At 61.3% G+C, this 21,766-nt stretch carries 16 protein-coding genes; 8 read left to right on the top strand and 8 right to left on the bottom strand.

Going from position 1 to position 21,766, the window contains the following annotated elements; all coding sequences use genetic code 11:
• The first annotated feature begins 204 nt into the window (after positions 1-204).
• Together trxB and trxA are read left to right on the top strand one after the other, a co-directional pair.
• A complete protein-coding gene (gene trxB / locus J2X42_RS06145) occupies positions 205-1,161 on the top strand; it encodes a thioredoxin-disulfide reductase (RefSeq protein ID WP_310163269.1) in 957 nt (318 codons plus the stop codon).
• Between the two features lie 36 nt (positions 1,162-1,197).
• Positions 1,198-1,524, top strand: a complete 327-nt coding sequence (gene trxA, locus J2X42_RS06140) for a thioredoxin (protein WP_310163267.1) — start codon at positions 1,198-1,200, stop codon at positions 1,522-1,524.
• Between the two features lie 5,728 nt (positions 1,525-7,252).
• Here the strand turns inward: trxA and J2X42_RS06135 are convergent.
• The 8 genes from J2X42_RS06135 to rpmH all read right to left on the bottom strand — a co-directional run bounded on the left by J2X42_RS06135 (position 7,253) and on the right by rpmH (position 12,950).
• Positions 7,253-8,524, bottom strand: a complete 1,272-nt coding sequence (locus J2X42_RS06135; RefSeq protein ID WP_310163264.1) for a ParB/RepB/Spo0J family partition protein — start codon at positions 8,522-8,524, stop codon at positions 7,253-7,255.
• 66 nt (positions 8,525-8,590) lie between these two features.
• Complete coding sequence (locus tag J2X42_RS06130) at positions 8,591-9,658, bottom strand: ParA family protein (protein ID WP_310163262.1); 1,068 nt, start codon at positions 9,656-9,658, stop codon at positions 8,591-8,593.
• Positions 9,659-9,747: 89 nt separating this feature from the next.
• The gene (rsmG, locus tag J2X42_RS06125) at positions 9,748-10,398 is read right to left on the bottom strand and encodes a 16S rRNA (guanine(527)-N(7))-methyltransferase RsmG (protein ID WP_310163260.1); all 651 of its coding nucleotides are present in this window, start codon (positions 10,396-10,398) and stop codon (positions 9,748-9,750) included.
• Positions 10,399-10,419: 21 nt separating this feature from the next.
• Positions 10,420-10,983 (bottom strand): R3H domain-containing nucleic acid-binding protein, encoded by a 564-nt coding sequence (locus J2X42_RS06120; RefSeq protein ID WP_310163258.1) that lies wholly within the window; start codon positions 10,981-10,983, stop codon positions 10,420-10,422.
• Positions 10,983-11,957, bottom strand: a complete 975-nt coding sequence (gene yidC / locus J2X42_RS06115) for a membrane protein insertase YidC (RefSeq protein WP_310163256.1) — start codon at positions 11,955-11,957, stop codon at positions 10,983-10,985. The genes J2X42_RS06120 and yidC overlap by 1 nt, the downstream gene beginning before the upstream one ends.
• A gap of 16 nt (positions 11,958-11,973) precedes the next feature.
• Positions 11,974-12,369: a membrane protein insertion efficiency factor YidD gene (yidD, locus tag J2X42_RS06110; RefSeq protein ID WP_310163254.1), complete on the bottom strand. Its 396-nt coding sequence runs from the start codon at positions 12,367-12,369 to the stop codon at positions 11,974-11,976.
• Positions 12,362-12,772, bottom strand: coding sequence for a ribonuclease P protein component (gene rnpA, locus J2X42_RS06105; protein WP_131132033.1), 411 nt, complete (start codon positions 12,770-12,772; stop codon positions 12,362-12,364). The genes yidD and rnpA overlap by 8 nt, the downstream gene beginning before the upstream one ends.
• Positions 12,773-12,812: 40 nt before the next feature.
• On the bottom strand, positions 12,813-12,950 hold the full coding sequence (gene rpmH / locus J2X42_RS06100; RefSeq protein WP_003800212.1) for a 50S ribosomal protein L34: 138 nt from the start codon (positions 12,948-12,950) through the stop codon (positions 12,813-12,815).
• Positions 12,951-13,421: 471 nt separating this feature from the next.
• On the opposite strand from rpmH, the gene dnaA reads away from it, so the two are divergent.
• The 6 genes from dnaA (at position 13,422) to gyrB (ending at position 21,765) form a co-directional block, all read left to right on the top strand.
• Positions 13,422-14,843, top strand: a complete 1,422-nt coding sequence (dnaA, locus tag J2X42_RS06095) for a chromosomal replication initiator protein DnaA (protein WP_310163251.1) — start codon at positions 13,422-13,424, stop codon at positions 14,841-14,843.
• A gap of 526 nt (positions 14,844-15,369) precedes the next feature.
• On the top strand, positions 15,370-16,494 hold the full coding sequence (gene dnaN, locus J2X42_RS06090) for a DNA polymerase III subunit beta (protein ID WP_131132035.1): 1,125 nt from the start codon (positions 15,370-15,372) through the stop codon (positions 16,492-16,494).
• Positions 16,495-16,606: 112 nt separating this feature from the next.
• Positions 16,607-17,491 carry a phosphogluconate dehydrogenase (NAD(+)-dependent, decarboxylating) gene (gnd, locus tag J2X42_RS06085; RefSeq protein WP_310163247.1) on the top strand — a complete coding sequence of 295 codons (885 nt, stop codon included), beginning with the start codon at positions 16,607-16,609 and terminating at the stop codon, positions 17,489-17,491.
• Between the two features lie 45 nt (positions 17,492-17,536).
• The gene (gene recF, locus J2X42_RS06080; protein WP_310163246.1) at positions 17,537-18,736 is read left to right on the top strand and encodes a DNA replication/repair protein RecF; all 1,200 of its coding nucleotides are present in this window, start codon (positions 17,537-17,539) and stop codon (positions 18,734-18,736) included.
• Positions 18,729-19,286, top strand: a complete 558-nt coding sequence (locus J2X42_RS06075) for a DUF721 domain-containing protein (RefSeq protein WP_131132038.1) — start codon at positions 18,729-18,731, stop codon at positions 19,284-19,286. Before recF ends, J2X42_RS06075 begins: the two co-directional genes overlap by 8 nt.
• 394 nt (positions 19,287-19,680) lie before the next feature.
• Positions 19,681-21,765, top strand: a complete 2,085-nt coding sequence (gene gyrB / locus J2X42_RS06070) for a DNA topoisomerase (ATP-hydrolyzing) subunit B (RefSeq protein ID WP_310163237.1) — start codon at positions 19,681-19,683, stop codon at positions 21,763-21,765.
• The last annotated feature ends 1 nt before the right edge of the window (position 21,766 follow it).

The raw sequence follows: 21,766 nt of genomic DNA, 5'->3' as shown, positions 1-21,766 counted from the left end.
AATCACTCCAGGGGTAACAGGCGCGGCTCTGCTGTCTCCAGACGGTAATCTGGTATGGCGTCGTGTGTTGGGGTGGCTCCAATACTGTCCGCGGACGGTCCCTTCGTTTGCCGGCGCCCGGAATATTCAGCATCACGATTCAGTTGTGCCATGTGGCCGCCTCCACGGGCTGGCGCATCGATATAGGAAGAGGTTCACCGTTCAGTGAGCAACGCAGAAAACACCGCGTCCGAAGTACGTGATGTCATCATCGTCGGCTCGGGCCCGGCTGGTTACACGGCAGCCGTCTACACGGCGCGTGCCAACCTCAAGCCCTTGCTGCTGGCGGGTTCAGTCACCGCCGGCGGAGAACTGATGAACACCACCGACGTCGAGAACTACCCGGGGTTCCCCGAGGGCATCATGGGGCCGGACCTCATGGAGAACTTCGAGAAGCAGGCGGCACGGTTCGGCACGGAGATCCAGTTTGAGGATGTCACCGCACTTCAGCTTGAGGGCGACGTCAAGACCGTCACCATCGCTACCGGCGAAACATTCCAGGCACGCGCCATCATTCTCTCCACGGGATCCGCCTACCGCGAGCTGGGGCTGCCCAACGAGAAGCGCCTTTCCGGCCACGGCGTGAGCTGGTGTGCAACCTGCGACGGTTTCTTTTTCAAGGACCAGGACATCGCGGTCATCGGCGGGGGAGACTCCGCCATGGAGGAAGCGCTGTTCCTGACCAAGTTTGCCAAGTCCGTTACGGTGGTCCACCGCCGCGATTCGCTTAAGGCCTCGAAGATCATGGCTGACCGCGCGCTTGCCCACGAAAAGATCAGTTTCGTGTGGAACAGCACGGTGGACGATGTGATCGGCGAGAACAAGGTGACGGGCCTGAAAATCAAGAACCTCGTGGACGGATCCGTAACTGACCTCGCAGTTACCGGCGTCTTCGTTGCAATCGGCAACGACCCGCGCACCGAACTCGTCAAGGACGTCCTGGAGATCACTCCCGCCGGAACCATCGCCGTTGAGGGCCGCAGCTCCAAGACAAGCATCGCTGGCGTGTTCGCCGCCGGCGACGTCGTGGACCCCACCTACCGACAGGCCATCACGGCCTCCGGTTCGGGCTGTGTAGCCGCCATCGACGTGGAGCACTACCTCGCAGATCTTCACGCGTAATCCGCGTACCCACCCTTCGAAGAGAGAGACAAGGTTATGAGCAACGCAAAAGACGTAACTGACGCAAGTTTCGGCACGGACGTCCTGTCGGCGGACAAGCCGGTCATCGTGGACTTCTGGGCAGAGTGGTGCGGCCCTTGCCGCAAGCTCGGTCCGATCCTCGACGAGATCTCGGTTGAATACAGCGACAAGGTCAACGTCGTCAAGGTCAACGTCGACGACAACCCGGCAATCGCTGCCGAGTATGGCATCACGTCCATTCCCGCGGTTTACCTGTTCCAGGACGGCCAGGTCAAGAACACTGTGATCGGCGCCAAGCCCAAGCAGTTCTTCGAAAAGGAATTTGCGGACGTCCTGTCCTAGTCCTTAGTGGGGGACTGGGCTTGTTCTCAGCCGCCTGCCGGATGGCCACCGCTTTCAAGCGGTGGCCATCCGTGTTTAAGGCCGCTGTTGCAGTGTTTGGCTGCAAGGAGTTCGCTGTTGGCGCCCAAGCCACGCGGGGGAAGTGACCGATTTTGGTTCAATGCCTGCTCTCTCTGCTGCCGGAGGCCACCAGAGCGCTGGCCAGCTAATGGAGGCATGATTCCTTGCGGTCCGTCGACGCGGAATGGGTCTGCGTCCGAGTTGGTTGCTTCCGCCGGGTGGTGTTTCACGTGAAACATGTTTTCGTTTCCTCAATTCACAAGCATCCACGGATGAAGCAACTACAGATAGCAGTTCATTAGCATCGTGGGCTCCAAAACGGTCAGTGGCGGGCTTGCCTAAAAACCGGATCGCTTCCATCTGCTGTGCCAGGCATGTTGCTCGGCCCGCGCCTTCCGTAGAGATGGCCACGCACGGGTTCGAGGTGGTGCCCCCTGCCGCCGGTTCTTTACATTGTCTTGCAAGGGGTGGATTGGCCGCATGGCCCCGAATACAGGCCGGCACAATTGTTGGCCCTATCAACGGAACAGTGGTGGCTCGCATTCCTCGAAATCCTTCAAATGCTGCACTCGGTCAATGCTGTCCTCGGACCGGCTGCAGTCAGCCCGCTGACTATGAGCCGCCTCCACCTTTTCGCTGGACAGAACGGCGCCCAATCATCGCCGTGAAGAGCAAAGGCTCAGCCCCTCCCCGGGAAGCCGGCGCGGTATCCACTCCCAGCAGCGGACCTGGTACGCACTGACGAACGAGGCACGGCTGTCTTCCTGAAACCGGGTGCTGCCGGGCTGCTCTGTTTCACGTGAAACATGTACTCCCATACGCGTAGAACAGCCACGACGCCGGATGCCCCGCCAGTTGGCTCAATGTTTCACGTGAAACCAAGAACTGACCACGACTGGGCGATGTATGTCTAACAGGCTTTCGAGCCTTCATTCCTCATCAGATCCAATTCGGGCCTTCAACTGCTCACGAGATCCACGACGAAGTCAGTCTGAAAGAATAGATTGACCAAGAATCCATCACCGCCAGCGGACGATTGGTGATGGTGCCAGCCTGTCTCCGACCCCGAACGTGAACACAGCAGTCCCAGTCCTTAGAGCTCTATTCACCATGATGGTCCAAACAACCTAAATGTCACCTACACATGGGAGTGCAGCTGAATGTACGCCACTACTTGAACCTGGCCCGCCCGCATGTATCCAGGCATAGGTGAAACGCACGAACCAGTAACAGCAGGCAACTCGGATTCCTGGGCTCCGGCTTCTTTTGCCAAGGCTCTGGCCTCTTCTACCGACGTTGCACGGCCTCCTATGACTTCGTCATTCCGGACTCGACGCTGCCCCTTCTCGATACGATCCACCCTCCCGATCACCTATCAATGTCGAATGCAACCCTGCCTCTGCCTCACGCCATCCGACCAGGGCAGCGGGACCTGCCGTGCATTCAGCGCGAAAGCACGCTATGGAGAACAGACGTGGCGAGAACCAACACAAAGACCAAACCCATGCGTTCTCAGCTGCGGCATGCACGGGCGGAAGGAAGTGGATCGGTGACTCCCGTTGCCATGGAGAACTGGCAGGCGACGAGAACTGACAGGCAACCTGCACGTTCCTTGCATGATCTCCCTTCATGGCCCGGGCCCCTGTTGGGAATGCTTATGCTCTGGAACGGATCGCCGGCGCCGGTTCGTGGTCCGACCCCACCGGCCGGGGAAGGGGAGCCAGCAGTTTCTGACGGCTTCGTTTCACGTGAAACACTCGCGATCCAGCAGGCGTCCTGGCGGACGTCCGCAGTGGCAGGGGTAGGTCCAGAAGTGGCAGGGAGAGGTGAGGTTTCAGAGAGCAGCACAGCGTGTGCCGAGCAATTCCCTGCGAGGGTTCGCGAGTGCATTGTTGTCGGAAAAGCTGTGCCGCGGCGATCCCGGGACGCACACGCAAAACCGGTGGAGCTCCGGCTGCACGGGTACGGGCAAGCGCCACCGCGACCCTAGACACTGGCGCCACGTCGTCCAGCAAAGCCCAGCCCGGCCCAGCCCGGACCGGCCAAACGCGTCGACCCATCCACAGTTGGCCAAGTACTCAAGACCATAAATATGTTTCACGTGAAACACGTCTGCCCCACGTAGGAACCGATTAGTAGCAACTGAAGATACGCCAACGGCGTTTGAGGCCACCGACACCATGGTCCAACGGCATTTCCGTCTAGTCGCAATTCACCCCTGGGAACCAGCCCCAACTGTGGGTTGACGTCACCGACACGTCAGGTCCTGGCGCGTTCGCTCCTGCGTAGAATCGACCAACCGGTCCTTGGGCCAGACCAGATCGCCAGCCCGACGTACAGCGCCGGTCACCGTAATAGAGGTCTTGGAGTGCTTGTAGCTAGCGGGGTCATCCGCGCGGGGAATCAGCCGCGACTGTGCCTCCAATCCGAAGGCCAGGCAGCCAAACGGTCCACGAGTTCACACCATCCCCAGATGGGACCTGATTTTACTGGGACCGACCATCACCTCGTGGGCCACTAGTTGAGGGCCCCGAGGTCTGGCCTTCAGTTCATCGCGCACCTTCGAGCCGGCGGACGAGTCCGCCCCTCACTGTATGTTCAACAGTCTCGATGGCCAACCCGGCCGAAGGAGGAGGTGCAAACATGGACGATTCTCGTCGAAGTTACGGAACGAAATGAATCCCTTCTCAGAACGACGACCTAGTTTGTCAACAGCCCGCCAGCTTATCCCCAGAGCTTATCCACAACGATATCCACAGGCTTATGCACACGCTCGTTTCTGAGAAATTAATCACACGCCGATCGGGTACAGGATCCCGATGGGCCGGATAGTTGTTACGGATCCTGTCGATGCCGCCCGATGATCTCAAGGGCACAGTTGGATGTAGCCCAAGGAGTTCGTGAGGGTCGAAAATCAGCTGAAATACGGGAATCTTGGACGATATCGTGCACAGCGCATCTACGGGAGCGTGTTTCACGTGAAACACGACACCGCCAGGCTCGTTGACACACCCCACCGCGCTCCAGGCGGCGGCGGGGGACTGTTGGAGTTAGCGCTGATCAGGCGCTCAAGCCCGACCGTTTTCCACAAAGTTATCCACAGCGATATCCACCGGACAATGCACAGGTACCTGCCCGCCCGAGCCGTCATCGATGCCCGCTGGGACGTTGCCCGAAACACGCTCTTTAGCAGATTTACTGCCACACCGAAGGGATCGTCACCAGGTCTAGGAGGGCAGTCACTTCTTCCGCGTCCCCTCCATCCCCGACAAACCCGGGGACCCATGTGCGCCGTCCAGTCTCTCCCAAACATTCGACATGCTCGGTAATCGACGTGAACCACGGTGCACTTGGCCCTTACTGACTGCCAGGCACTGCGAGTCAACAAACGAGGTCGGACCAGACGATGTGGCGGAACGTTCAGGCGTGATGTCCAGGAGGCTGCACCATCACCAATAGGACGTGGCCGGGGACAGCCACACAAACCCAACGTCACCCAAACCACCAAGCGTCACACGTCCGAAGCGAAGGACAGTCCGGACCGTCGCCATACCGTCCGCTGCGTGCTGCCCCGTGTCTCCCACATCCGGCCCCGCCTCCTGACCCAGAGTGGCTCTCTCGTGAGCGAGCGTCGTGGCCGGCCGGGCACCGTCGAGAGACCGACATGCATGCGCCGAACAGAATGGGGGAGCACAGGGAGAGCCGTTACTAATGATGAATGGCCTTGGTTCTCAACACGCCCCACTGAAAGCAACGGGACCCTCGGCCCGGCGGAATGACCACCACACCCGGATCTATCTCGATAGCCAAAACATGATCCCTCGTTCCTCAGAACAGGCCGAGTCTTGACCCAACGGTGAAACGAACTTCCGGAATGACGCGCGCTACACCCGCACTCCTCTGAAGGTAGTGGGTGTCCTGCCTATCCAACAGGTCAGATCCGCGCGGCTCCACGCACCAGTCGAACGGCGGCTAGCTTGTCATCCCAATGCACGCGGCGATGGTCCGGGTGGTGGTGGTCCGATGGCAACTGCATTCAAACCCCAACGAGACCTGGAATGGGAACTCAGAACTTCGACGATCCGTCAATGTATTCCCTGCCGATTCGGCAGCCCAAAGATTCCGATGTCCAACAGGGAGCGAAGCCGCTGGAACCATCCCTCTCCGCCAGACCAGCCTCTGTGCGGCCGGGGCGTGGCTCTGAGCGGCCAGTAATGGACACTCATCCTGCAGGCCGGTAAAAGCCCTGCCAGCAGCAACGCAGCGGCTTGGCTGGCCTCCTAACCGTCTCAGAGCTTGAGCACCAGGGAACGCCTGTGACCGAAGCGGACGAATGCTCCGGGCACTCAGTTTTCGAGCACGACCCGGACCCGGCAGCAAACCGTGGTTACTCAAGCGATGAGGAGGTCCGGCTTTAGCCACGGCATTCCCCAGTTGGCTTATCTGCACCCTTGGCTGTGTCGTGCCCCTGTATCGTTCCTGGCCTACACACACGACTGATGCGATGGTCCTGTTTCACGTGAAACAATCGTGCGGTCTACTCAGTAAGGACTTTGTTCCTCTTGCAGCGTGGCGCACTACTTGGCGCGACATTGGTACGGAAATGAAGAAGCCTGGATGTTCTGCCAACCAAACCTACAAGCTGCCGGGGTAACCGGCGCCTCCTAGACTTCGCCAGATTCGAATCCAAACCGGCTGAGCGTGAGCCTGCAGTGGAGCGGCAGGCCCGGTCCGCCAATACAAAAAGGCACTTCCTGTCTAAGTCTTAGTCCACATAAAGCCGGTTGACCACGTGCAAAGTGCGCCGCCTCACCGGGGGACTCTTTGAGAGTGTTTCACGTGAAACGATCCCTGGCACGCCTAGTGCTCAAAGGCCTATGCCAGATAATCTCTCAATTCCATTGGTATACGCGGGTGCGATGGAAGGAACCGCTCCGACACTGCAAGTCGCTTTCCCGCTCAGTCTGCAGACCACCCCACTTTGATTGACGGACCGCGCCCGTTTCGTGGTTGGAGACCATCCGACCAGGTTTCACGTGAAGCGGTATCCAAAACAGTTGCTGCTTGACAATCGCTCGCAGTCCCTTGGGCTGTGCGAAGAGCGTGGCATTTTCGATTGCTTTCCCAGAACCAAACGAGCCCCACCTGGCACAAAACGCGGTGTGAGCCGTCTGCATCTGCTTGCGGAACGCAAACCTCACCTTTGCGGCGAGAAGACCGGCTCTCGCGGTGCTCCCACGCCGCCCAACAAACAGTCCGCTGTCTGATCCCTGGAAGTATCTGAAAGGCCGGGGTCACATCGGCAAAATGATTGGTTTCTGTGATTCTGGTTTCAAAGGCACCGCAAAAACGGCCGAAAGTACAGCGCCGGGGAGTGCAGCAAACCCGCTAGGAGCTCATTCAGGACGTCCCGCGAGGAAATAGGTGCGGGCGGCCAGCGCTGCAAGGATAGCAACGAGCACCTGCGCACTGCAGCAGGTCCAAGAATCAAGCTCCAGTGTTTTCCAGCCGTCAGCATCCGAGGCATAAGTCATCCTGGTGGGACCGCAAATGTACCGATCGACGGCTGGTTCCCTCGTCCCTATCCGCTGGAGGCAGCGGATGGGCGATAGAGCCAAAAAACGAGGGGCCTGTTTCACGTGAAACAGGCCCCTCGTTGTGAATACTTTTAGCTGTCCTGACCGGGAGCCAAGACTTCCATAATCCTGTTCAGGTCTTCAACGCTGGCAAACTCAATGCTGACCCGCCCCTTGCGAACGCCCAGCGAGATCTTGACGTTTGTATCCAGACGGTCGGAGAGCGACGAAGCCAGGTAATCCAGACGTTCATGGCGGGCCCCGGGACGCGGGATGTTGTTCTTGGCCGGTTTCGTCGGGTCTTGGTACAGCGTGACTGCTTCTTCAGTGGCCCGGACCGACATTCCCTCGGCCACGATCTTCTGTGCCAGGCGTTCCATCGCTGCCGCGTCGGGCAGTGCAAGCAGCGCCCGCGCGTGGCCTGCTGACAAAACACTTGCCGCCACACGCCGCTGTACAAGCGGCGGCAACTTGAGGAGTCGCAACGTATTGGACACCTGGGGGCGGGACCGGCCAATGCGGTCCGCGAGCTGCTCGTGGGTGGTGCCAAAATCTTCGAGAAGCTGCTGGTAGGCCGCTGCCTCTTCCAGCGGGTTCAGCTGGCTGCGGTGCAGGTTTTCCAGCAACGCGTCGCGGAGGAGGTCGTCATCTGTGGTGTCGCGGACGATCGCGGGGATGGTTTCCAGTCCAGCAGCCTGGACTGCCCGCCACCTGCGCTCACCCATGACAAGTTCGTAGGGTTCACCACCGGTTTCGGTTGATGTACGGACCACAATTGGCTGGAGGACGCCTATTTCACGAACAGAGTGGATCAGCTCGGCCATGTCATCTTCATCGAAGACTGAACGCGGCTGCTTGCGGTTCGGGTGGATGTCCATCACCGGGATTTCGGCGAACCGTGCACCGGGTACTTCTACAAGGTCGACGCCGTTGTCGGCTGGAGCGGTATCTTCAGCACCTACAGCCGTTGGTTCCTCTGCCGCAACCTTCTCAGCGGCGGATGACGTCTTCGTGGCAGCAGCGCGTGGCTTTGCCGGTGTCTTCGAAGCTGCAGGCTGGTCCTCAGTCTTAGCGGAGGCTTGCACAGTTGTCTTGGGCGCGGTCTTGGAAACAGCCGGTGCCTTGGCATTGGAGGAGGGCTCAGCCTTGGATGCCGGGGCAGCGGGCGCGGCTACCGCAGACGAATTGTCGGACGTAGTCCGGTCAGCATCATCCTCAACCGAGGTGACCTTCTTGCGGCCCTCCGGAAAGAAGAGATCCACGGGACGCGAGACTGCAGCCCCGTTGCCCGACGCGTTGCCAGAGGCGGAACTTGGAATGAGTGCGCCAAGACCGCGGCCTAAGCCCCGTCGCTTTTCGCTCATGGATAAATCCCTCCAGTGGTAGAGCTGGGCATAGCCCGACTCCGGTTGTTGCAGTTTTCGAAGATTCTAGCGCTCAGCAATTTCAGCTGCGGCTTCCAGGTAAGACAGGGCTCCACTGGAGGAAGGATCGTAGGTCATCACAGTTTGCTGGTAGCTTGGCGCTTCCGAAATCCGGACGGAGCGTGGCACCACTGCACCAAGTACCTGGTCCGGGAAGTGCTGGCGGACTTCGGCAGCTACTTGGGCAGCCAGGTTGGTCCGGCCGTCGTACATGGTCAGGAGAATGGTGGAGACTTCCAGGTCAGCATTCAGGTGCTTTTGGATCATCTCGATGTTCTTAAGCAGCTGGCTCAGGCCCTCAAGGGCGTAGTACTCACACTGAATGGGGATCAGTACCTCGCCGGCAGCGCAGAAGGCGTTTACCGTGAGCAATCCGAGGCTGGGCGGGCAGTCAATGAAGATGTAGTCCAGGCGCTCTTCGCCGTTCTTCGCCCGGGCCTTGGAATACACATCAATGGCCCGGCGGAGCCGCTGCTCGCGGGCCACCAGGGAGACAAGCTCAATTTCCGCGCCTGCAAGGTGGATGGTGGCCGGTGCACAGATCAGGTTGCTGATATCCGGGCACGGTGCCACGACATCCGCCAGTGGGAAATCGTTGATCAGGACGTCATAGATGCTGTCAACGTCGGCATGGTGTTCAACACCGAGTGCGGTGGAGGCATTGCCCTGCGGATCGATGTCGATGACCAGGACGTTCAGGCCTGCCGCAGCCAGGGCTGCTGCAATGTTCACGGTGGTGGTGGTCTTGCCTACCCCACCTTTTTGGTTCGACACCGTGAAGATCCGGGTCTTCTCGGGCTTGGGCAGTTCGCGGCCCAGGAGACGCTCCCTGCGCTTCGTCTCATGGGCAAGTTCGCGCGCAATCGGACTGGAATCGTCCATGGAGTCGAAAACGTTAGTTCTACCCGAAACGGCTGTTTCACGTGAAACAGCAGACATGGTCACCAGGTCTGCAACCGGATTCGGGTGTATTCCGCCCCGACCCGGTGCAAGTCCCGGTCCAGCAACTGATCGTGCTGACCCCAGAGACACAAACGGGGGGATCCGTTGTGTGGAGGCTTCGCTACTGGTCACTGGGACACACTCACTCTCGTTCAGCTTTTTGCTGCCGTTGTCTAGCCTAACCGCTTAGCCCTGTAGACCAAGGTTACCGGGGCCCGGCGCTAGGCAATCTTTTGGGACTTATTTACAACGATGCGGACCACGGTGGTGGGCTCCTCCAGGAGATGCTCACCCACGGTAACGACGGACGTCTGCACGCCGCCGAGTTTCCTGATGACCTTGGCAGCTTTTTCAATTTCCTCGGCTGCGCTGCGGCCCTTAATCGCCACAACTTCGCCCTTGCCGCCGAGCAAGGGGATAGTGAGTCCTGCCAAGTTGCTCAGCGCTGACACCGCGCGGGCCGTCACTACATCGGCAGTCACATGGCCCACGGCGAGCTCCGCACGGGACCGCATGACGGTCACGTTGCTGAGACCCAGGTCGTCCACTACTTCCTGTAGCCAGATCACTCTGCGTTCGAGAGGCTCGATCAGGGTAAGTTCCAGGTCGGGCCGCGCGATGGCAAGGCACAGCCCGGGGAGACCGGCGCCGCTTCCGACGTCGGCAACGTGGCTTCCGTGGGCGATTTCGCTTTCAATGACGGCGCAGTTCAGTACGTGCCGGCTCCATAACCGGGGAATCTCACGGGGGCCGATGAGCCCGCGTTCGGTCCCCGAGGTGGCCAGGTGCTCAACATAGCGCTTGGCGAGGTCCAGGCGGTCACCGAAGATCTTCTCCGCTGCCAGCAGTTCAGCTGCCGTGATGTCAACCATGATTAGCGGTTCAGCAATTCTCTAGTCAGCGGATACAACGATGTGGCGGCCGGCGCCTTCACCTTCGGACTCACTGACCAGACCAAGGTCAGCAACGGCGTCGTGAACGATTTTGCGTTCGTACGCGCTCATCGGTTCGAGGGCCACGGCCTTGCCGGTCTCCTTGACCGAGGCGGCTGCATCCTCCGCAATCTTCTGGAGGTGCCCGGCACGCTGCTGGCGGTAGCCGTTGATGTCCAGCACCAGCCGTGAACGGTTCTCCGTTGCGGAGAGGACGGAAAGCCGGGTCAGTTCCTGAAGCGCCTCCAGTACCTCGCCGTCTTCGCCCACGAGGCTGTCCAGGCTGTCGGATTCCTCTTCGGCCACGATGGAGATATAGGTGCGTCCGTTGCGGACTTCGATATCAATGTCGCCATCGATATCGGCGATGTCCAGGAGTTCTTCCAGGTAGTCGGCGGCAACATCGCCTTCTTCCTCAAGGCGGCTGGCAGCCGATCCTTTCGGGGAAGTGGCATCAGTCACGGACTCGTCGCGATCTTCGGTGACCTCGTCGGAAAGGGCGTGTTCGGTGCTCTCGGCTGACATTACTTCTTCTTCCTGTTCTTACGCTGTGGCTGGTTGCGCTGGCCCTTGGCCTCGATGATTGCCGCTGCCGCGGCGGCCTCTGCTTCCGCGTCCGCCTTCTTGCCTCCCAGAATGGGGAGGACCGGCAGGCCCTTGGCGGCACGGCGTTCGGCCAGTGCCTTGGCGGCGGGGGATCCCGGCGTCGGCATGCGGCGGATGACGAAGAACTGCTGGCCCATGGTCCAGAGGTTGGTGGTAGTCCAGTAGATCAGCACGCCGATGGGGAAGTTGATGCCACCCACACCGAATACCAGCGGCAGGATGTAGAGCATCATTTTCTGCTGGCGCATGAACGGGCTGGCCATGGCCTCTTCGGACATGTTCTTGGCCATGATCTGCTTCTGCGTGATGAACTGCGACGCCGTCATCGCGAGGATCATGACGATCGACAGGATCCACACGGACATCTGGTTGCCGCCGCCGCCATGAAGCAGCGAGGCCGACAGCGGAGCGCCGAAGATGCTCGAGGAGTCGAACTGAACCACCTGCTCATGGCTCATGGCTCCGATGCCCTTGCCCTGGTCCTTCGCGGCGGTGATACCGGAAAGCACCTGGAACAGGGCAAAGAAGAACGGCATCTGGATCAGCATGGGGAGGCAGGCCGAGAACGGGTTGGTCCCGTGCTTCTTGTACATGGCCATCTGTTCCTGCGCCATGGCCTGGCGGGACAGCTGGTCGGTCTTGCCCTTGTACTTGTCCTGGAGCTTCTTCAGGTCCGGCTGCAGCAGCTGCATGCCGCGCTGGGCCTTGATCTGCTTGACGAACACGGGAATCAGGGCGGCACGGATGACCAGCACCAGCCCGATGATGGACAGCGTCCACGTCCAGCCGTTCGCGGCAGGCAGGCCAATGGCGCTCAGGCCGTCATGGAAGCCCACCATAATGACGGAAACCAGCCACTTGAACGGAAACATGATTGTTTCAAAGAAGTCCATACGATATCCCTACTCGTCAGGCCGCAAGGCGGCCTTCTCCATCAGTCTGAGCAGCCAGGTACTTGTCCGGGTTGTTCAGCACAACAATTGTGGGGGTCCGGTTTTCAGGCCATTCCCGGTGGCCGGCGGGGACATGGTCCACACCGCCGGCATTCCATGGGTGGCAGCGCGCGAGGCGGCGGACGGCAAGCCAGCTCCCCTTGACGGCACCATGGACGGTGATCGCTTCAAGGGCATACGCCGAGCATGAAGGGAAAAAGCGGCATACCTGGCCGTACAAGGGGGAAATCACCTTGCGGTAGGCCATAAGCAGCAGAATGAGGATATTGCGGGGCAGGTTCCAGACGGCCTTGCCCAGGGTGACGGCAACAGGCTGGAGGAAATGGACGACGGCGGCAGTCACGTTATGCACGCTGTGTCCCTTCCTGTGTTGTGCCGGTTGAACCGATAACAGCAGCCCGCGGAAGGCGGCTGCCCAACCGGCTCATGGTCGATTCCAGCGCGGCGTTATAGTCTGCCGACAACTGATCCCAGCTCGCGGCCGCAGACGCAGGCAGAGCCCGGACCACTATGGCGAACCCTGTGCCGTACTCGCGCAGCGAGGCAGCACCGGCTTCCCTCAGTCTCCTCTTAACGAGGTTCCTGACCACAGCGTTCCCGACACCTTTGGAAACGATGAACCCGATCCGGCTGGGTTCGTCGGCAGCAATAGCTGCCGCATATAACACTACGTTCCGGCGTCCATTGCGGACACCGGAACGTACGGTTGTTGAAAAATCGGATGCAGTCCTCAAACGGTTGCGGGTGGCCAGCACCTTAAACTCGCAAAGAAATGTAAACCGACGAGTCAGTTATTTAGGCCGACAGTTCGGTGCGGCCCTTGCCACGACGGGCTGCCAGGATGGCACGGCCGGCACGGGTACGCATACGAAGGCGGAAGCCGTGCTTCTTGGCTCGACGGCGGTTATTCGGCTGAAAAGTCCGCTTGCTCACGTTAGTTACTCCAGTGGATCAAAGGTGCGCCCACCCGATCAAAAAAGGGGAAGAACTGGCCGACGCTAAGTTTTGTATGTGCACTCGCTTCCCCCGGCTGCTCGAACGCGGTGCGTTTGAGAGATTCAGATGGGGCCAAAAAGCGGACACAAAGGACTTCACAACGTTAGGGCAAATTAAGCCCCTGAGTCAAACCGGGACGGCGCGCGGTCCTTGTCCCCAGCTGTGGTTAACCGTCCCCACCAGCCTGTGGATGAAGTGCCTCACAGGCCCGGTTTCAGAACCACAACGGTGTAATTATCCACAAGCTACTTCCCAGCTATCTTCTGGCGTTTTGATCCCCTAGAGTGGCTCAGTAGCCGATTATCCACGGACTGTGCATAACCCTGTGGATGAAGCTGGACCAGCATCCTGGTTCCGGACTTGGGGCTGCAGGTAATGCAGGCAAAGCAAGTTTTGAGGAACTGATTGATGACAGTAGACGAAGCCAACCACGCCAATACTGTCGGAAGTTCCTGGCGGCGCGTTGTCAGCCTGCTGGAACAGGACGACCGCGTTTCACCACGGCAGCGGGGCTTCGTCATCCTGGCCCAGGCCCAGGGCCTGATCGGTTCCACCCTGCTGGTGGCCGTTCCCAACGAACTCACCCGCGAAGTCCTGCAGACGCAGGTCAAGGACGCCCTGGACGACGCCCTCCACAACGTCTTCTCCGAAGACATCCGCTGCGCCATCGATGTCGACACCGATCTGGTGCCCATCCATGAAGAGCCGGAGCTCGTCGTCGAACCGTCCTTCAGCTCGGACCAGCTGATCGAGCAGAAGCCGCAGCCCATGCTGCCCAGCACCTCCCACGAATTCGGCCGGCTGAACCCCAAATACGTCTTTGACACCTTCGTCATCGGCTCCTCCAACCGGTTTGCCCACGCGGCCGCGGTGGCAGTGGCCGAAGCGCCCGCCAAGGCCTACAACCCGCTCTTCATCTACGGCGACTCCGGTCTGGGAAAAACCCACCTCCTGCACGCCATCGGCCACTACGCCCGCCGCCTCTACAGCGGCATCCGCGTCCGGTACGTGAACTCCGAAGAATTCACCAACGACTTCATCAACTCCATCCGCGACGACGAGGGCGCCAGCTTCAAGACCACGTACCGCAATGTTGATGTGCTGCTGATCGACGACATCCAGTTCCTGGCCGGCAAGGACCGGACGCTGGAGGAGTTCTTCCACACGTTCAATTCCCTGCACAACAACAACAAGCAGGTTGTCATCACCTCGGACCAGCCGCCCAAGCTCCTGGCGGGTTTCGAGGACCGGATGAAATCACGCTTTGAGTGGGGCCTGCTTACCGACATCCAGCCGCCCGAACTGGAGACCCGCATCGCCATTCTCCGAAAGAAGGCCCTCAGCGAAGGCCTCTCCGCCCCGGACGACGCGCTGGAATACATCGCGTCCAAGATCTCCAGCAACATCCGCGAACTTGAAGGCGCCCTCATCCGGGTCACGGCATTCGCCAGCCTGAACCGCCAGCCCGTCGACGTCGCCCTGGCCGAGATGGTGCTTAAGGACCTCATCACCGACGACGGCGCCCAGGAGATCACCTCCAGCCAGATCCTCACGCAGACGGCCGAGTACTTCAAGCTCAGCATGGAAGAACTCTGCAGCAAGTCACGCACCCGGACCCTGGTGACCGCCCGCCAGATCGCCATGTACCTCTGCCGTGAACTCACGGACATGTCGCTTCCCAAGATCGGCCAGGAGCTCGGCGGCCGCGACCACACCACCGTGATCCACGCGGACCGCAAGATCCGCGAGCTGATGGCCGAGCGCCGTGTGATCTACAACCAGGTCACGGAGCTCACAAACCGGATCAAGCAGCAGCAGCGCGACTCCTGACCCGCCGCCTCTATACCTTATTAACAGGTGCATGTGGATAACCCTGTGGGCAGTTAAGGGGACAAGTGCGGTTAATGGGCTTAAAACCCTTAAGCCGCCTGTGGATCAGCGAAACCGCCAAAATTCTTATCCCCATCCACACCCTGTTTAAAACCTGCGTCGCCCACAGTCCATGAACAGGGCTTAACCGCCGGATCCTGCGGCGAAACAGGGTTATCCACAGTTTCCACAGCAGTTATTAACACTACTAATCCCAAAAAATTGAATTCCCTCAAACAACAATCTCGATCCGCACGACGAACCTGCCAGGGGCCGGCGGCCCCGGAGGGCCGGGATCCTTGCCGGGGATGGGTTAATCCCGGATCTTCCGGCTAAGCTGTCAGCAGCGCTCCCATCCCTGGGTTTCTTTGTGGTTCAGCAAGCACGGACCATGCAGGTTCAGGAGTTTGGGGCACCCACTTTTGGAACTCCACGATGGAGTTTCCGGTTCAGACATGGCAGCAGCAATGAAAGGCGGCACCCTTCCGTGAAGTTCAGAGTCGATCGGGACGTCCTGGCAGAAGCCGTCACCTGGACAGCCCGGTCGTTGTCTCCGCGGCCGCCCGTACCGGTCCTTTCCGGCCTGCTCCTCAAGGCTGAAGCCGGCACCGTAAGCCTTTCGAGCTTTGACTACGAGACCTCGGCAAGGCTTGAAATCCCGGCCGATATCGCCGTCGAAGGAACCATCCTGGTATCGGGCCGTCTCCTGGCCGACATCTGCCGCAGCCTGCCTTCCGCACCCGTGGAAGTCGAAACCGACGGCAACAAAGTCACGCTCACCTGCCGCCGCAGCAGTTTCCACCTGGCCACCATGCCGGAAGCGGAGTACCCGCCCCTGCCGGCATTGCCCACCATCAGCGGCACCGTCCCTGGTGATGCCTTCGCACAGGCCGTTTCCCAGGTGATCATCGCCGCCAGCAAGGACGACACCCTGCCCATCCTGACCGGCGTCAGGATGGAGATCGAGGACGACCTCATCACCCTCCTTGCCACCGACCGGTACCGGCTGGCCATGCGTGAAGTGCCCTGGAAGCCCGTCACTCCCGGAATCTCCACCAGCGCCCTGGTCAAGGCCAAGACCCTCAACGAGGTCGCCAAGACCCTGGGCAACAGCGGCGACATCAACCTGGCCCTGGCGGATGACGACAGCCGCCTGATTGGCTTCGAAAGCGGCGGACGCACCACCACCTCCCTGCTGGTGGACGGTGACTACCCCAAGATCCGTTCGCTGTTCCCCGACAGCACCCCCATCCACGCCACCGTGCAGACACAGGAACTGGTCGAGGCCGTGCGCCGCGTGTCGCTGGTTGCCGAACGCAACACTCCGGTGCGCCTCGCGTTCACCGACGGACAGCTGCACCTCGACGCCGGCACCGGCGAGGATGCCCAGGCCTCCGAAGAGCTTGAAGCGCAGCTCTCCGGTGAAGACATCACGGTTGCGTTCAACCCGCACTATCTCGTGGAAGGGCTGAGCGTCATTGAAACCAAGTACGTCCGGTTCTCCTTCACCACAGCGCCCAAGCCAGCGATGATCACCGCCCAGGCTGATATCGATGGCGAAGACCAGGACGACTACCGCTACCTGGTGATGCCCGTCCGCCTGCCCAACTAGTCCCCGCCGGCTCCACGGCCAGGGAATCCTGGCGGCGTGGGCCCAGACAGCTGTTGTCGTTCTGGGCCGGCCATGATGACACCCGCTCCCCCGCGCAGAAAAGAGTTCCACCGTGCATATCGGACTGATCGGCCTTGGCAAAATGGGTTTCAACATGCGCGAACGCCTGCGCAAGGGTGGAATCGAGGTCACCGGCTTCGACCGGAACCCGGACATCACCGATGTCTCGTCCATGGACGAACTGATCGCCGCCGTTCCGGCACCCCGGCTCATCTGGGTCATGGTCCCGTCCGGAGACATCACGGATGCCGTCATCACTGAGCTCGGGAACAAGCTCGACGCCGGCGACCTGGTGATCGACGGCGGCAACTCCCGTTTCACCGAGGACCAGAAACACGGTGCCGCGCTGGCCGAAAAAGACATCCGGTTCGCCGACTGTGGTGTTTCCGGCGGTGTGTGGGGCCTCCAGAACGGCTACGGCCTGATGGCCGGCGGCGATGCAGCCGACATTGAACGCGCCCTCCCGGTCTTCGACGCCCTTCGCCCGGAAGGTGAACGGGCCGACAGCTTTGTGCACGTGGGCGGAGTCGGTGCCGGACACTACGCCAAGATGGTCCACAACGGCATCGAGTACGGGCTGATGCAGGCCTACGCCGAAGGCTACGAACTGCTTGCTGCCAAGGACATCGTCAACGATCTTCCCGGCACCTTCCGTGCCTGGCAAAAGGGAACGGTTGTCCGGTCCTGGCTTCTGGACCTGATGGTGAAGGCACTGGATGAGGATCCCGGCCTGGCCACCATTGACGACTACGTCGAGGATTCCGGTGAAGGCCGCTGGACGGTGGAAGAGGCGATCGCCAACGCGGTGCCGGCTCCCGCCATCACGGCGGCACTTTTTGCCCGCTTCTCCTCGCGGGAAGACAATTCCCCTGCCATGAAGATGGTTTCCGCGCTGCGCCACCAGTTCGGCGGGCATGCCACCCGTCCTGCCAAGTAGCACCAATCCCCGAGACCCGCGGGTCCCGAGAAACCTGAAGACCGCGTGTACCTAGAACACCTCTCGCTGACTGACTTCCGCAGCTACGCCCAGGTTGACCTTGCCCTGGAACCCGGCGTTACGGTGCTGGTGGGATCGAACGGAATCGGCAAGACCAACATGATGGAAGCCATCGGCTACCTTGCGACGCTCAGCTCGCACCGTGTCAGTGCGGACGGCCCGCTGCTGCGGTTCGGCACCGACCGGGCGCTGGTCCGGGCCCGGCTGGTCCGCGGCGGGCAGACCACCGTCCTCGAACTGGAAATCAATGCCAGCCGGGCAAACCGCGGCCGCATCAACCGCAGCAATCCGGTGCGTGCCCGCGATCTGCTGGGGATCTGCCAGACCGTACTCTTTGCGCCCGAAGACCTGGCCCTGGTCAAGGGAGATCCGTCCAACCGGAGACGGTTCCTGGATGAACTGCTCGTCAGCCTGATCCCGCGGCACGCGGCAACCCGCAGCGACTACGACCGCGTCCTGAAACAGCGCAATGCCTTGCTGAAATCTGCCCGGACTGGAAAATTCACGGCCGGTCATGAGGCCACCCTGGATGTGTGGGACCAGCACATGGCCCGCGCCGGCGCCGAACTGCTGCACGCACGGCTGGAACTGGTGGAACGGCTGCGCCCGCACCTGGCCGGCGCGTACGCCCAGCTCACCGACGGGTCAAAGGCTGCCGATGCGGCCTACCGCTCAAGCCTCCAGAACATGCTGGACGACGACGGCGGCGCGGCACCGGGTGCAGCCCTTCCGTCCTCCGACGGCGAACCTGCCCAGGAGGATCTCCGGACGCTGAGCGTCCAGGAACTCACGGACGCGTATGTCCGGGCTTTCGCCGCCTCCCGCCGGAAGGAACTGGAACGGGGCATTTCGCTGGTGGGCCCGCACCGGGACGAACTGGAACTCGTCCTGGGCGAAGCGCCGGCCAAGGGATATGCCTCGCACGGCGAAACATGGTCCATGTGCCTGTCCCTGCGGCTGGCGTCCTACTACGTGATGCTCGACGACGCCCGGACCGGCGGATCAGCTCCCATCCTGATCCTGGATGACGTTTTTGCCGAACTCGATGTCCAACGGCGGCGTAAACTGGCGGCAATAGTCTCCGGCGCGGAACAGGTCCTGGTGACCGCCGCCGTCGACGCCGATATTCCGGAGGAACTCTCCGGCCGGCGGGTGAAGGTCATCCCGGGAGGAATCGATGAATAAGGACGAAAACGGCGGGCTTCAGCCCGGCCGGGATCCTGACAGCATCGACGCGCCCCAGGCCGCGCTGAACCGGATGCGCGAAGCCGCGGCCGCCCGCGGCGAAATCCGCCGCAAGGCACCGCCCGCCGCCGGTGCCGGCAAGAAAAAACGGGGAATCAGCGATACCCGGGGCTTCAGCCAGTTCCACTCCACCGGCCGGGACCCGCTGGGACTTGGCAAGGTCGTGGGACGCCTGGTGGCCGAACGCGGATGGACGTCCCCGGTGGCCGTCGGATCTGTGATGGCCGAATGGGCCACCCTGGTTGGCCCCGAGATCTCCGCGCACTGCACCCCGGAAAGCTTCACCGACACCACGCTCCATGTCCGTACGGATTCAACCGCATGGGCCACGCAGCTTCGGCTGCTGAGCATCAGCCTGCTGGAAAAATTCCGCACCGAACTCGGCGACGGCGTGGTCACCAGCATCCAGGTGCTGGGGCCCTCGGCCCCCAGTTGGCGCAAGGGCGGCCGGACCGTGAACGGCCGGGGCCCCCGCGACACCTACGGGTAACCGCGACAGCCCGGGACGCCGCCGTCGGACTCTTGAATATTCGCCCAACGGCGTGTAGGGCGCTGTAACGCCCCGCGGGCGTATAGGAACCCAAAGACCGGACCGCTGGGGCGCCCTAGGCGGGGTCAATGGCCTCACATGGGCACATTCGGTGCCGCCGAGGGCCCTGGAATGCGGGTTTACGCCCTGATTCACGATAGAATCACATCAGATAACTGGGCGCCGGTGAAACGTTGACTGAGTCCGTTTTCCGCACGCTGACAGCCGAGCGGAACGCGGTTCCGCATGTCTTCCTACTCGCCAGCGCCATCAGTTTGTGCCTGTTGGCCGAGGCAATTCCTTGCGGAACTGCCTCGGCCGGCCATCATCGAAAACAGAGGAGTCGACAGCGCCTGTGGCTAACGACAATACAGATATCCAGGCAGTGGAACCCGCAGTTGAGGATGCCCGTACCCCCGACACCCCGGCAGACGCTGCGACGCCCCGTGAATACGGTGCAAGCGACATCACCGTCCTCGAGGGCCTGGAAGCCGTACGGAAACGTCCCGGCATGTACATCGGCTCGACCGGTCCCCGCGGACTCCACCACCTTGTCTATGAAGTGGTGGACAACTCTGTTGATGAGGCCCTGGCCGGATACTGCACGCACATCGAGGTAGTGCTGCAGGCCGACGGCGGCGTCAAGGTGGTTGATGACGGCCGCGGAATCCCCGTGGACATGCACCCCACCGAGCACAAGCCCACTGTCGAAGTTGTCATGACCATCCTCCACGCCGGCGGCAAGTTCGGCGGCGGCGGCTATGCCGTGTCCGGCGGCCTGCATGGTGTGGGCATCTCCGTGGTGAACGCGCTCTCCAGCCGCGTTGACACCGAAGTCCGGCGCCAGGGACACGTCTGGCGCATGTCCTTCGCCGACGGCGGCAAGCCCCAGGGCGGCCTGCTCCAGGGCGAGGCAACCGACCGCACGGGAACCACCCAGACGTTCTACCCGGATGCCGGCATCTTCGAAAGCACCGATTTCGACTTTGAGACGCTGCGCGCCCGCTTCCAGCAGATGGCGTTCCTGAACAAGGGCCTGCGCATCACCCTGACCGATGAGCGAACCTCCGTTGCGGACAACGACGGCGACCTCGACCTGGATGCCGTGGTCACCGAAGGTGAAGTCACCGCTGAGCACCGCACCGTGGTCTACCAGTACGACGACGGCCTGCTGGACTACGTGAAGCACCTGAACTCGGGCAAGAAAGTGGATGTGGTCCACGAGGACGTCATCGCCTTCGAGACCGAGGACAAGGACCGCCGCATCGCCCTCGAAATGGCCATGCAGTGGACCAATGCGTATTCCGAAAGCGTCCACACGTACGCCAACACCATCAACACCCATGAGGGCGGAACGCACGAAGAGGGCTTCCGCGCCGCCATGACGTCGCTCATCAACCGTTACGCGCGGGAGAAGAGCATCATCAAGGAAAAGGACGACAACCTCACCGGTGACGACATCCGCGAAGGTTTGACCGCCGTGATCTCGGTCAAGCTCGCCGAGCCGCAGTTCGAGGGCCAGACCAAAACCAAGCTGGGCAACTCCGAGGTCAAGGGCTTCGTCCAGCGCGTGGTCACCGACGGGCTGGGTGACTGGCTGGAAAGAAACCCCGGACCCGCACGCGACGTCATCCGTAAGGCCATTTCCGCCGCCCAGGCGCGCATGGCTGCCCGCAAGGCCCGCGACAACGCGCGCCGCAAGAGCCCACTGGAATCCTTCGGCATGCCGGGCAAGTTGTCGGACTGCTCCTCCAAGGACCCGGCCAAGTGCGAGGTGTACCTCGTGGAGGGTGACTCCGCCGGCGGTTCCGCCAAGCGCGGCCGTAATCCCGAAACCCAGGCCATCCTGCCCCTCCGCGGCAAGATCCTGAACGTGGAACGGGCACGCCTGGACAAGGCCCTGGGTAACGCCGAGGTCCAGTCCATGATCACCGCCTTCGGTACCGGCATCGGCGAGGACTTCGACCTCAGCAAACTGAGGTACCACAAGATCGTCCTCATGGCCGATGCCGACGTCGACGGCCAGCACATCACCACGCTGCTGATGACGCTCCTCTTCCGCTACATGCGGCCGCTCATCGAGAACGGCTACGTCTACCTGGCGCAGCCGCCGCTGTACCGGATCAAGTGGTCCAACGCCCCGCACGACTACGTTTTCAGTGACAAGCAGCGCGATGCCATGCTGATTTCCGGCCAGGCTGCGGGCCGCCGCATTCCCAAGGACAACGGCATCCAGCGGTACAAGGGCCTCGGCGAGATGGACTACACGGAACTGTGGGACACCACCATGGATCCGGACCACCGCACCCTCCTGCAGGTCACCATGGACGACGCCCTGGCAGCCGACCAGATCTTCTCTGTCCTGATGGGCGAGGACGTGGAATCGCGCCGAAACTTCATCCAGCAGAACGCCAAGGACGTCAGGTTCCTGGATATCTAGA

The organism is Arthrobacter sp. BE255 (genome assembly GCF_031457335.1).
Classification (GTDB): Bacteria; Actinomycetota; Actinomycetes; order Actinomycetales; family Micrococcaceae; genus Arthrobacter.
Note: the sequence above shows the minus strand (reverse complement) of the source record. Positions and strands in the feature narration are given on the sequence as shown.

Coding starts and splice junctions, on each gene's coding strand:
- yidC (WP_310163256.1), bottom strand. CDS start 11,957: ATGGACTTCTTTGAAACAATCATGTTTCCGTTCAAGTGGCTGGTTTCC.
- trxA (WP_310163267.1), top strand. CDS start 1,198: ATGAGCAACGCAAAAGACGTAACTGACGCAAGTTTCGGCACGGACGTC.
- dnaA (WP_310163251.1), top strand. CDS start 13,422: ATGACAGTAGACGAAGCCAACCACGCCAATACTGTCGGAAGTTCCTGG.
- rsmG (WP_310163260.1), bottom strand. CDS start 10,398: ATGGTTGACATCACGGCAGCTGAACTGCTGGCAGCGGAGAAGATCTTC.
- J2X42_RS06135 (WP_310163264.1), bottom strand. CDS start 8,524: ATGAGCGAAAAGCGACGGGGCTTAGGCCGCGGTCTTGGCGCACTCATT.
- J2X42_RS06075 (WP_131132038.1), top strand. CDS start 18,729: ATGAATAAGGACGAAAACGGCGGGCTTCAGCCCGGCCGGGATCCTGAC.
- J2X42_RS06120 (WP_310163258.1), bottom strand. CDS start 10,983: ATGTCAGCCGAGAGCACCGAACACGCCCTTTCCGACGAGGTCACCGAA.